9 protein-coding genes are annotated in these 12,360 nt (G+C 49.6%); 4 read left to right on the forward strand and 5 right to left on the reverse strand.

Annotated elements, in window-relative coordinates:
* Positions 1–71: 71 nt before the first annotated feature.
* From CR205_RS16465 to CR205_RS16490, 5 genes are all read right to left on the reverse strand, one after another.
* Positions 72–1,694, reverse strand: coding sequence for a glycoside hydrolase family 43 protein (locus CR205_RS16465; RefSeq protein ID WP_328587734.1), 1,623 nt, complete (start codon positions 1,692–1,694; stop codon positions 72–74).
* Positions 1,661–3,166, reverse strand: coding sequence for an arabinosylfuranosidase ArfA (gene arfA / locus CR205_RS16470; protein ID WP_110521238.1), 1,506 nt, complete (start codon positions 3,164–3,166; stop codon positions 1,661–1,663). Before arfA ends, CR205_RS16465 begins: the two co-directional genes overlap by 34 nt.
* A gap of 212 nt (positions 3,167–3,378) precedes the next feature.
* Positions 3,379–3,990, reverse strand: a complete 612-nt coding sequence (locus CR205_RS16480) for a YesL family protein (protein ID WP_161524819.1) — start codon at positions 3,988–3,990, stop codon at positions 3,379–3,381.
* Positions 3,991–4,020: 30 nt separating this feature from the next.
* On the reverse strand, positions 4,021–4,875 hold the full coding sequence (locus CR205_RS16485; RefSeq protein WP_110521241.1) for a carbohydrate ABC transporter permease: 855 nt from the start codon (positions 4,873–4,875) through the stop codon (positions 4,021–4,023).
* Entirely contained in the window at positions 4,875–5,804 is a 930-nt protein-coding gene (locus CR205_RS16490; RefSeq protein ID WP_110521242.1) for a carbohydrate ABC transporter permease, read from the reverse strand. The genes CR205_RS16485 and CR205_RS16490 overlap by 1 nt, the downstream gene beginning before the upstream one ends.
* A gap of 790 nt (positions 5,805–6,594) precedes the next feature.
* Here CR205_RS16490 and CR205_RS16495 point away from each other — a divergent pair.
* The 4 genes from CR205_RS16495 (at position 6,595) to araA (ending at position 11,930) form a co-directional block, all read left to right on the forward strand.
* A complete protein-coding gene (locus CR205_RS16495) occupies positions 6,595–7,944 on the forward strand; it encodes an ABC transporter substrate-binding protein (RefSeq protein WP_110521243.1) in 1,350 nt (449 codons plus the stop codon).
* Positions 7,945–8,072: 128 nt separating this feature from the next.
* The gene (locus CR205_RS16500; RefSeq protein WP_110521244.1) at positions 8,073–8,786 is read left to right on the forward strand and encodes an L-ribulose-5-phosphate 4-epimerase; all 714 of its coding nucleotides are present in this window, start codon (positions 8,073–8,075) and stop codon (positions 8,784–8,786) included.
* Positions 8,783–10,486, forward strand: coding sequence for a ribulokinase (locus tag CR205_RS16505; RefSeq protein WP_110521245.1), 1,704 nt, complete (start codon positions 8,783–8,785; stop codon positions 10,484–10,486). The genes CR205_RS16500 and CR205_RS16505 overlap by 4 nt, the downstream gene beginning before the upstream one ends.
* Positions 10,470–11,930, forward strand: coding sequence for an L-arabinose isomerase (gene araA, locus CR205_RS16510; protein ID WP_110521246.1), 1,461 nt, complete (start codon positions 10,470–10,472; stop codon positions 11,928–11,930). Before CR205_RS16505 ends, araA begins: the two co-directional genes overlap by 17 nt.
* The last annotated feature ends 430 nt before the right edge of the window (positions 11,931–12,360 follow it).

Genomic DNA, 12,360 nt, shown 5'->3' on the forward strand with positions numbered 1-12,360 from the left:
ATAAAAACACCCCCATGCCACAGCATAGGGATGCTTTCCTTCCTGAATCATCTTTTATCATCTCCACAGCATTACTGCCCCTGAATATCATAATCAAAGAAATCAAAATCAGCAGATTGCCGACTTCCGCTGTAATCCTGACACGCCATCCCTATGAAAGTGCCTGTAAATCTCACCTTCTCCAATGCATCGTCTGACATATGGAGGGTACTCAGGCGCGGCCCGATCTGCTTCCACTCCTGATCGCTTTCCTCTCTGAAATAGAATAGCAGAGTGTCAAAATCAATTGCACCTTTAAGTTCGACAGCCCCCGCCTGTGCAATCCTGAGTGGCGGAAGGAGAAGCTCTTCATACTGACCATTCACTGTACGCAGGATCTGAAGTACACGACCCTTCTCTTCGTGATGAGTGATATGAAGGTAAACGTGGTCTTCTGTGTCATAATACACCACTAACCCCGCTTTCTGCTGAAAGGTATCCGGTTCAAAATCGACACACGTTGAAAAGGCGCATTGAAAAGACGTCTGCCTTCTTGCGATCAGGGACTGGCGGTGGACAGAAGCCAGGGATTCCCGGCCGTACAGCCTGAGTGAGCCGGGGGCGTCTGTAAGGCTGCACCACGACTCATCCACCGGCACCCGAAGCGAGTTCCATTCTACCCGAAGATCCGGCTCTTCAAAATCATCGCGAACAGGCTCCTGTGCAACAGATGATTCCGGGAGCTCCGGGCCCTCTACGATCTCCTCAGGAAAATGACCGCCGTGAGCCAGCCTGAGCCAGCCGTCATCTGTCCACAGGACTTTTTGAAGAGCAGTTTCCCGTCCAAGGGTACAGTACTTCCCCCGTAACGGCCGGCCGCACAAATGAGCCAGGTACCACTCTCCGTTCTGAGTCTCCACCAGACTTGCATGCCCCGCTTTCTGGAGGCTGAGTTCATCGTTTCCCCTGGAGGTCAGCAGCGGATAGTAAGGATCTGTTTCATACGGACCTTCAATCTCCCTTGACCTGGCCACCGTTGCCGCATGGTCATACCTGGTGCCTCCTTCTGCGACCAGCAGATAGTACCAGCCATCTTTTTTATACAGATGCGGACCTTCAGTCAGCCTGATGTCCGTGCCCCTATAGATGTTTTTAATCAGCCCGGTTAATCTCCCTTCCTTTTCATTAAACTCCTGCAGCACAATGCCGGCAAAGGAGTGATTGCCGGACCGGTAATCCCAGAACATGTTTACGAGCCACTTCCGTCCGTCATCATCGTGAAAAAGGGACGGATCAAAGCCGCTGCTGTTCAGGTACACCGGGTCTGACCAGGGTCCCATGATCGATTCCGAGGTGACCAGGTAATTATGTGCATCTTTATAGGCACCGTGCCACTGCTTCACATCAGTATAAATGAGGTAGAATGTGCCATCATGCCAGCTGAGGGCCGGTGCCCACACGCCGCCGGAGTTCATATTCCCGCGCATATCCAGCTGGGAAGTCCTCGTTAGCGGACTCCCGATAAACGACCAGTTTTTCAGGTCTTTCGAATGGTGGATCCGCACACCTGGGAACCACTCAAATGTGGACGTTGCTATATAATAATCCTCCCCTACTCTGAGAATGGAAGGATCCGGATGAAAGCCGGGCAGAATAGGATTTTGTATGGGTGTCCCCATCATCATACGCTCCTCTTTAATCTGATTACGTTCCATGACGCCTTATTCACTTTTACTTCCAATTCGGTTCTCTGAAAGCTCCACTGGCCGTTATTATGAGGCTTCACGCGCTCCTCACGCATGGAGTTCGCTGCTTTCAGATCGTCATGTTCAAGCACCAGGTGCTCATTCACTTCATAGCCGGGAAAATCCTTCATGGAAAAGGTCATAAGCACATCTTCCTCAAGGTGCCTGTTCAGGGCAAAAATCGTCACTTCTTCTTTTCCCTCATTCCAGACAACCGCCGTATCTGTGTAGGGAACATCGGTGAAATCCTTCGTATCAAACTTCGGTGACGATACAATAACCTGCAGTGAAACACCTCTTCCAAAAACAGAAGCATGCATGTAAGGATAATAAATCGTCTGCTTCCAAGAGCCTCCGCCGTTTTCCGTCACGATCGGGGCAATCACGTTTACCAGCTGGGCCAGGCACGCCATTTTGATCCGGTCCGCGTGTCTAAGGAACGTAATCAATATCCCTCCCACAAGCAGAGCGTCTTCCATATTGTAGCGGTCCTCCAGCTGAGGAGGCGCAGTCTGCCACGGCTCAAGCTTTTGATCCTGCTCGTTGGAATGATACCAGACGTTCCATTCGTCAAAGCTGAGCATCATTGTTTTTTTACTGCGCTTCTTCGCTTTCAGGTAGTCACATACAGAGATGACCGTATGAATGAAATGCTCCAGCTCCATCGTGCTCGCAAGGTAATTCTGCGAATCGTTATCCCGGTTACCGAAGTACTGATGCAGCGACACGTAGTCCGCAATGCCGTATGTATGATCCAGCGTAACTGCCTCCCATTCGGGAAATGTGGGCATACCGGAACCGGAACTCCCGCAGGAAACCAGCTCAATGGAAGGGTCCACCTGTTTCATGGCTTTACCGGTCTCCGCAGCCAGTCTGCCGTATTCTTCAGCTGTCTTCTGACCGATCTGCCAGTGGCCGTCCATTTCATTGCCGAGGCACCACGTCTTAATCTGATGAGGACGCTCATAGCCATGAGTCCGCCTTAAATCACTCCAGTACGATCCGCCCGGATGATTGCAGTACTCAACCAGATTTCTCGCAGCATCAATTCCTCTTGTGCCCAGATTGACAGCCATCATCACTTCCGAGCCGACCTTCCCGGCAAAATCAGCAAATTCATTTGTCCCGACCTGATTCGTTTCAATCACCCGCCATGCCAGTTCAAGCTTACGGGGACGCTCATGCTTTGGCCCCACCCCGTCTTCCCAGTTATAGGCCGAAAGCATGTTGCCTCCAGGGTATCGGATAATTGGCACCTGCAATTGGCTTACGAGGGAAATGACGTCCTTACGGAACCCCTGTTCATCGGCTCCCTCATGATCCGGCTCATAAATACCGCCGTACACCGCTCTCCCCATATGTTCAATAAAAGAACCATAGATTCGTTTATCAATCTCTGAAATAACTGCTCCTTTATCAAGAAGCACATTTGCCTGTTTCATCACAATTTTCCACCTTTCTTTTTAGCTCTTTTCGTAAAGATTGTTGTTATATTACGCTGCAGGCGGACACTTTCCGCGGGCATCGCCTCAGCCTCCTCGGGAAAAACGCCCTGCGGGGTCTTCAGCCGATGCTTTTCCCGCTGGAGTCGCCGCCTTCCGCTCCATTCAAATGATACGTAAAGCAACAATCTATCCGAAAACAACTTTCTTTTTTAAGCATGCTGCTTCATTTTCAGTCTTTCAATCGTCCGATTAAAAAACCACATCAGGATATAGGCAAGAACACTTCCGGAGAAAAATACAATAAAAGCCGGGAAGGAGAGTGACAGGTAAATCGTCCCCCATACAACAGCACCGAACAAGACAGCTACATGCAGCCTCCCGAAAATAAAGCGGAGCGTATTGATGAAGGTATTTCGCACTCCTCCCTGATAATACACCCACACCGGATAAATGGTGACCAGCACCAATCCATAGATAAAGACGATAATCAAAAAGGCAATAACCACAGGCAGCGGGGTTGTCCCTGCCGCCCCCTCAATCAGCCGGAAATTGAGATACAGGAGCCCGCCGATCAAAACGAGCACCCACCCGACTGCATTCGCCCGGACAAACGAGGCTTTGTAAACCTTAAAGAATGGTTTTACGAAAGGTGATTCCTCCCGGCTGCGAATCCACTGCTGAACGGTTACAAACAGGGCGTAAGTGGCCGGGAATAATCCCAGAATCCCGAGTCCGGCTGCTGTAAAGCCAATCCAGACAAGATTTAAGAGGGCAAACCTGCTGATAAAACGGAGTGCTTCTTCCAATTTTGCAGTAATCATATTCTCCTCCTCTCTCGGCATCTTCTGCCGTTATCCTTTCACACCGCCGGAAGTCAGCCCGGCAATAAAGAAACGCTGGAAGAATAAAAACAGAACAATGATCGGAATAATCGCCATCACCGATCCCGAAAATAGAACCTGATAATTGTTTCCATACGGAGTCAATAAAGTGGCAAGTCCAACCGGCAGGGTAAACATGTCATTTGACCTCAGCACAATCAGCGGCCATAAAAAGTTATTCCAGCTGGCCAGTCCCTGCAGGATCGCCATCGCCGCAAAGGAAGGCAGCATTAATGGTGCCATTATGCGGGCAAAGATACCAAACTCGGTACAGCCGTCCACCCTCCCTGATTCCATCAGTTCTTTCGGAAGACCAAGACAGTACTGCCGGAAGAAAAACACGGCGATCGGAGCGACAATCAGCGGCAGCATGACGCCAAGGTAGGAATCCACCAGTCTTAAATTCACCATCATCGTATATAGAGGCAGCATAAGAATTTCAAACGGAATCATGAGAATCAGCAGCACCAGAACAAAAATGAAGCGCTTTCCTTTGAACTCATACAGTGCCAGCGCATATCCGACCATCGAGGAGAAAAACAACGACAGGACAATCAGTACGATCGAAATAATTAAGCTGTTTACGTACCATCTCCAGTAAGCACCGGCCTCACCGCCGAAGAGCGATTGGAAATTATCCATGCTGAAACTGGAAAAAAACAGCTGTGCCGTTAACCCGAACCGCATTAAATCCGACGACGGACTGAACGCCGCAACGACAAGGGAGATAACCGGGAACAGGGCAACCAGCGCCACCAGACTGAACAAGACGACCAGCCCGGCACGAATCATTTTTTCCTTACCCGTTAGATATGAATGCTTCATTACGCACCCTCCTTCTTAAAGGCTCCAGTGAGATAGAGCTGAATAATGCTGACGACGAATATGATCCCAAGCAGGACAATCCCAATCGCCGCACCAAAGCCCATGTCATTTCTCTGGATCCCTTCCTGATAGATATAACCGACCATTGTTAAACCGATGTTTCCCGGTGAGGAAGTTTCAAAGAATACAAAACTCTCTTCAAACATTCGGAAGCCGTTGATTGTCGTGATGGTGGACAAAAAGATAAAGATCGGTTTGATAGCCGGGAAGGTGACGTGCCGGAATTTCTGCCATGCATTTGCCCCGTCAATATCGGCAGCCTCGTAGAGATCTTTACTTACATTCTGAAGAGCAGCGAGATAATAGAGAACGTTAACGCCCATCCACCTCCACGAAGCCAGTGCCACCATCAGGAACATCGCCGTTCCCGCGCCGTAGCGCCATCCGACCGCCTCCAGGCCGATCAGCTGCAGCACCTGGTTGGCAAATGCCGCCTCGGACTCCCCGAAAATCATCCGGAAAATGGTACCGGCCACAATGACAGAAGTAAGTGCCGGGATAAAGATCGCTGCACGGAAAAAATTGGTGAACATTATGAGCCGGTGATTAAGAAAAATAGCAAAAATCATAGGAATAAGCGTTAAAATCACGACGGTCCAGACCACATACACAGTGGTATTCTGAAGGGCTGTGAAAAACACCGGATTGAATACCCTTTCATAGTTTGCTGTCCCTATGTAGTGTGTCTGGCCAGGCAGAACCCGCTGGAAGCTCATGTTGATCGCACTTATAAATGGATAAAGCGATAATACTAGAAACGAAATAATAAACGGGGAAACAAAAATATAGGGAGCTGCTTTTTTTGAATATAAAATGTTTGAGCGCTGTTTTTTTGGTCCAGCGGTTTGAACTGACCTTTCCAACTCCATAATCAAAACCTCCTCATTTTCTGATTTACTGCTTCAATGTTTCCTTATATGCACGCTGCACACTTACCTGTTCAAAATGTTCTCCACCTCCCGCAAACCTCCACGACCACACAAATAAAACATGATTAGGAATATTCAGATATTAAACAACAGATAGAAACGCGACACATTGTTCAACCAATAACTAAAGCGGTTACATATTCGTATAACATGTACGTATGTTTATTTAACGATTATAGAATACATCGAAATTATGCGCAAGTTCAGATTATTAATCTATTATCCCTATGTGAACTTACACTAGATTTTTATATTATTGGCTCTGTTAAAGTCTGTTGTTGATTTCCGCTCCCTGCGCTCCCTTTCCGCGGGCACCGCTTCAGCCTCCTCGGGGAGAACGCCCTGCGGGGTCTTCAGCCGGCGCTGTTCCCGCAGGAGTTTCGCGCGTTCTCTTCAATCAAAGATAGAAATATCAACATTGAGCTTTAACAGAGCCATTTTATTAGTAGTACTTTTCCCTAATTTACAGATCTGTTGCCCCAAACTACAGCAACACCGCGATACCAACGCACCTATTTCAGAAAATTATAATTTTTGATTGACTTGTACGTATGAGTACAATAAAATTAATTCCAACGAGTCGTCATTCATTCAGTCTCACTCGTTTAAAGTATCGCGCGTTCTTCCATGTTCAGCTTTCATAGATTACCAGCGCAGACTTCGTACAAAACGCAGTGATTCTTCACCGGCTCATGTAAGCGTTAACATTTAATAGGAGGAGGAATCTTTAATGAAAAAAAGGTTTTTGTTAACAGCTCTTCTAGGCACAGCCGCTCTGGTTTCCGCGTGCGGAGACGGAGATGAAGAAGCAAGTGGAACGGGCGGGGCAGGAGAAGCTGAGGAAACTGTCGTTGTCGGAGACGATATTGAAGGTGCAACGGAATTAAGTTTCTGGACTTTTGCCGAAACACACGCAGAGTTTTTCGAGAGTGCTGCCGAACGATGGAACGAGGAGAATGAAGACAATCCGATTCAGTTAACAGCGGAGGTCTATCCATTTGATCAAATGCACAATAATCTGCTTCTTGCCCTGCAGTCCGGTTCCGAGGCAGCAGATCTAGTGGACATTGAAATTGCAAGGTTCCCTAACTTTCTGGTAGGTGATATTCAACTTGAACCTCTTAATGATCTGATTGAAGACGAACTTGATCAATTTATTACCGAGCGTCTGGATATCTACGCCCACGACGGGCAGTATTACGGAGCCCCAACCCACCTGGGAGCCACTGTTGTCTACTACAACATGGAAATCATGGAGGAAGCGGGAGTGGATATTGATACGATTGAAACATGGGACGATTATATTGAAGCAGGCAGACAGGTGGTTGATGCGACAGGTACACCTATGACCACTATCTCCGCCAACTGGTATGGACTCTGGCCATTTGTAGCCCAGCGGGGATCCGACTTTTTCAACGACGAGGGTGAACTTACCCTTGCCAATGACATTAATGTAGAAACACTCGAGTTTGTTAACAGCCTGGTAAATGAGCATGAAATAGCCCGGATTACTCCTGGGGATGAGAATCATTCAGAAGAATATTACGGCTTTATGAACGGCGGAGGCGCAGCTTCCACAGTTATGCCGCTCTTCTTTATGTCCAACTTCCTGGCAGAAATGCCGGACCTCGCAGGAAAGATGGAAATCCGTCCGATGCCGGTTTTTGACGAATCAGATGCACGCACAGTTGGAATGGGCGGCACAGGTACCGCTGTCACAAGCCAGTCTGAAAATGTGGAACTGGCGAAGGAATTCCTTTATTTCGCCAAAATGTCCGAACAGGGGAATATCAACCTCTGGACGCAGCTCGGCTTCGATCCTCCCCGCTGGGATGTCTGGGATTCCGAGGAACTCCTGGCTGACAATGAATTCTATGAATATTTTAATGACGACATCTTCGATCTGCTGCTGGATATCAGAGATGAAGTGGAAGGTGTGAATATTACCCAGTACACACCTGACGTGCTTGAGGAAATTAACACCAACGTTATGTTCAGTGTGATCCGCGAACAGTCTCAGACACCGCAGGAGGCGCTCGAATTGGCGGAAGATAGTGTAAGACCAAGAATGGACAACTGACAATAACCGTCATCCATGCGGGCCGGTAAACCTCAGCCATTTCTGTTTCAGCATAGTCGGCTGAGGTGCTGGTTACGCCGATCTTATCTTACTTTTTCACAAACCCTGCTCTATAAGGAGGAATCATCATGCTTGAATCGTTGAAACGGGAAGTGCTGGAAGCGAATCAGGCGCTTCCTGAATATAATCTGGTTACCTTCACGTGGGGAAATGCAAGCGGATATGACCGCGACTCAGAACTGATGGTCATCAAACCGAGCGGCGTGACCTATGGAGATTTGACTTTAGAGGATATGGTTGTGGTCAACGGAAACGGGGATGTGGTTGAAGGATCCCTCTCCCCCTCCTCCGATACCGCGACTCACCTATACCTCTATCACGCATTTCCGGAAATCAGCGGCATCGTACATACCCACTCACCATGGGCCACGAGCTGGTCCCAGTCGGGAAAAGATCTGCCCGCTCTCGGAACGACACACGCAGATTACTTCCATGGTGCCGTGCCCTGCACACGTGAAATGAGAAAAGAGGAAGTCGAAACAGACTACGAAATGGAAACCGGAAAGGTGATCGCTGAAACCTTCAAAACAAATCACCTGGCCCCCGCAGCAATTCCGGCAGTCCTCGTTCACGGCCACGCCCCTTTTACCTGGGGAACCTCCCCACGGGAGGCCCTTTACCATGCCGTTGTTCTGGAGGAAACAGCGAAAATGGCAGCCTACACAAACATGATCCAGCCCTCTCCTGCCGAAATCTCTCCACACCTGTTGGACAAACACTTTTTGAGGAAGCACGGCAGTAATGCCTATTACGGGCAGTCCGGAAAGGAGAACAAGGTATGAGCACCTATGCAATCGGCGTTGATTTCGGCACCGAATCAGGACGTGCAGTCCTTGTTTCCCTGCAGGACGGGAAAGAAATAGCCGACCACGTTACCCCCTACCCCCACGGTGTCATGGACCAAAACCTTCCTGATGGCACAAAGCTCGGACACGAATGGGCGCTCCAGCATCCTCAGGATTATCTTGAGGTATTATACCGCTCCATTCCTGCTGTAGTAAGCCAGTCAGGGGTGTCAATAGAAGACATAGCGGGAATCGGCATCGACTTTACGGCCTGTACGATGCTGCCGGTCGATGAGGAGAATACCCCGCTCTGCTTCCTCGATCATTTTCGCAAGGATCCGCACAGCTGGATTAAACTTTGGAAGCACCATGCCGCACAGCAGCACGCCGACGAGATCAACCGGATTGCTGCCGAACGCGGCGAATCCTTTCTCTCCCGATACGGAGGCAAACTGTCATCGGAATGGATGCTGGCCAAAGCCTATCAGATTGCTGATGAAGCCCCACAAATCTACGAAGCTGCAGATCGGTTTACCGAAGCCACCGACTGGGTGGTCAGTCAGATGACGGGAACGCTCATCCGCAACAGCTGCACAGCAGGTTACAAAGCAGCATGGCATAAAGCTGAAGGGTACCCGGCAAGTGAGTTTTTCGACGCGGTCCACCCCCGCCTGAGTAATCTCGCGTCGGAGAAATTAAGGGGGACTGTTACCCCGCTTGGAACGAAAGCAGGAGGACTCACTCACGTTATGGCAGAAAAAACAGGTCTGCCGGCAGGCCTTCCTGTTGCCGTCGGTAACGTGGATGCCCATGCCTCCGTCCCGGCAGTCGGCGTCGTTGATGAAGGAAAAATGGTAATGGCGATGGGTACATCCATCTGCCACATGCTTCTCGGAAAAGAAGAAGTAAATGTTGAGGGCATATGCGGTGTTGTGGAAGACGGCATCATCCCCGGTTATTTCGGCTATGAAGCCGGCCAGTCCGCCGTTGGAGACATCTTCGCCTGGTTCGTCAGGGAATGTGTCCCCGCCTATCTGACCGGGGAAGCCGAAAAACGGAATATGAACATACACGAGCTTCTAAGTGAAAAGGCGGAAAAGCTGTCTCCCGGTGAAAGCGGCCTGATTGCCCTTGACTGGTGGAACGGAAACCGATCCGTCCTTGTTGATACGCAGCTCTCCGGCATGATTCTCGGCATGACCCTGCAGACAAAAGCGGAAGAGATCTACCGTGCACTTCTCGAAGCCACGGCCTTTGGCACAAAACAAATTGTCGAGGCGTTCGAGCAGCGCGGCGTGCCCGTGGATCAACTTTACGCATGCGGTGGACTTCCGCAGAAGAATCCTCTCCTTATGCAGATCTATGCGGATGTCACCAACCGTAAGATCTACGTTGCCGACTCCGTTCAGACTCCTGCTGTGGGCGCCGCGATGTTTGCTGCGGTAGCTGCAGGTTCAGATGGAGGCGGCTTCGATTCAATTACGGAGGCGGCCGAAGCCATGGGAAAAGTCAAACCGGTCCCTTACGCTCCCGATCCGGAAAACGTGAAAAAGTACGCTTCTCTATTTGATGAATACAGAAAACTTCATGATTACTTCGGACGCGAAGACAACGTGATGAAAAATCTTCTCCAGGGAAGAGCCAATACGACTACAAAAGAGCCGGCAGGTGGTGGAATCATTGAACACAAATCGTGAATTCTGGTTAATAACAGGCAGTCAGCATTTATATGGAGAAGACACACTCGATCAGGTTAGAGGAAACGCTGAAGAAATTGCGGGAACACTCTCCGACACGCTCCCTTTCCCATTAAGGGCAAAAAAAGTCGTCACGACTGAAGAGGAAATTACAGCCGTGTGCAGAGAGGCAAATGCCGCTCCGGAGTGTGCAGGTGTCATCATGTGGATGCACACCTTTTCTCCGGCCAAACGGTGGATTCAGGGGCTGATTGAATTAAAGAAACCCATGCTTCATTTTCACACCCAGCACCATGAAAGCATCCCCTGGGAAACAATCGATATGGATTTCATGAACCTGAACCAGTCCGCCCACGGCGATCGCGAATTCGGGTTCATCGCGACCCGGCTGAAAAAGAACCGCCGTGTGATTGCCGGTCATTGGAAGCATTCAGGGACACAGCAGGAAATCGCAGGCTGGATGCGTACAATGACTGCGGTGCAGGAAAGCAGGCAGTTGAAGGTCGCGAGGATCGGAGACAACATGCGCGGGGTCGCCGTGACAGAAGGAGATAAAGTTCAGGCTCAACAGGATTTCGGATGGACCGTAGACGGGTTCGGAATCGGCGATATTAACCAGGCCGCCGGCCAATTTACTGACAGTGATGTTGAACAGCGATTTACCGAATACAAAGAGATGTACCACATCCCTGAAGGGAAAATGAGTGATTCCTCATTTAAGCAGTCCGTACTCGGACAGGCCCGGATCGAGCTCGGGATCGAGATCTTCCTTAAGGAAAACGGGTACCACGCATTTACCACCACATTTGAAGACCTGTATGGAATGGATCAGCTTCCCGGCCTGGCAGCGCAGCGTTTAATGGAAAAAGGGTACGGATTTGCCGGTGAAGGAGACTGGAAAACAGCCGCCCTCCTCCGGATGATCAAAACACTCACGAACAATGAGCGCACCTCTTTCATGGAGGATTATACGTACCACTTTACCCCTGAGGGCGTCCAGGTGCTCGGATCTCACATGCTCGAAGTTTGTCCGACCATAGCCGCCGACACGCCTGAAGTGGCCGTGCACCCACTCGGGATCGGAGGAAAAAACAATCCTGCCAGACTGATTTTCGATGGCATTCAGGGAGAAGCAGTGAACGTAAGCCTGGTGGATATGGGCGGTCGATTCAGATTTATTTTAAATGAGGTTACCGCCGTTTCAATCCCAGGGAAGACACCGGAACTTCCCGTTGCAAAAGTTCTGTGGGAACCAAAACCGGACTTTAAAACGGCAGCCGAAGCCTGGATTTACGCCGGCGGTGCGCATCACACCGTACTGTCCTTCAGCTGCACGAAACACGAAATCGCAGACCTTGCTGAAGCGTTTGATATTGAACTGGTCTGTATCGACGACCATACCGATCTCTTTCACTTCAGGCAGGCAATGAAGCAGCTTACGTAACGCATCGGTCTGACGTACACGAGCAGTCCCCCATTCAGGGGGGCTGCTCTTTTAATGTTAAATAGGGACGGTTCTCACGTTACATTTAATAAGCCGCGGCCACCTTTTCTATAAGGCCGCGGCTTTCGATTACTGAATTTAGAAAAAAGGACAAATCTATGCCAACCTGGTGAATTGGATTTTAACTGCAGGAATTGTACCGTAAACCCTTTCCGTCCTCCCTTATAAGTAACAAAATAAAACTCCCCCACTTTGGTCAACCTATACATTAACAAAATGCAACGTGAGAACCGTCCCCACATTGCTCCCTGCTTCACTGCAAAAAATGCAAAACGAGAACCGTCCCCACCTGGCACACTACCTGGCACCAACCTGGCAATCCTCTTTCAGTCCAACTTTGCACACAGGTGTGTTCATCTTTCGGACTTCT

This window comes from Alteribacter lacisalsi, from assembly GCF_003226345.1.
GTDB classification, from domain to species: Bacteria; Bacillota; Bacilli; order Bacillales; family Salisediminibacteriaceae; genus Alteribacter; species Alteribacter lacisalsi.

Coding starts and splice junctions, on each gene's coding strand:
- CR205_RS16485 (WP_110521241.1), bottom strand. CDS start 4,875: ATGAAGCATTCATATCTAACGGGTAAGGAAAAAATGATTCGTGCCGGG.
- CR205_RS16465 (WP_328587734.1), bottom strand. CDS start 1,694: ATGGAACGTAATCAGATTAAAGAGGAGCGTATGATGATGGGGACACCC.
- arfA (WP_110521238.1), bottom strand. CDS start 3,166: ATGAAACAGGCAAATGTGCTTCTTGATAAAGGAGCAGTTATTTCAGAG.
- CR205_RS16500 (WP_110521244.1), top strand. CDS start 8,073: ATGCTTGAATCGTTGAAACGGGAAGTGCTGGAAGCGAATCAGGCGCTT.
- CR205_RS16490 (WP_110521242.1), bottom strand. CDS start 5,804: ATGGAGTTGGAAAGGTCAGTTCAAACCGCTGGACCAAAAAAACAGCGC.
- CR205_RS16495 (WP_110521243.1), top strand. CDS start 6,595: ATGAAAAAAAGGTTTTTGTTAACAGCTCTTCTAGGCACAGCCGCTCTG.
- CR205_RS16505 (WP_110521245.1), top strand. CDS start 8,783: ATGAGCACCTATGCAATCGGCGTTGATTTCGGCACCGAATCAGGACGT.
- CR205_RS16480 (WP_161524819.1), bottom strand. CDS start 3,990: ATGATTACTGCAAAATTGGAAGAAGCACTCCGTTTTATCAGCAGGTTT.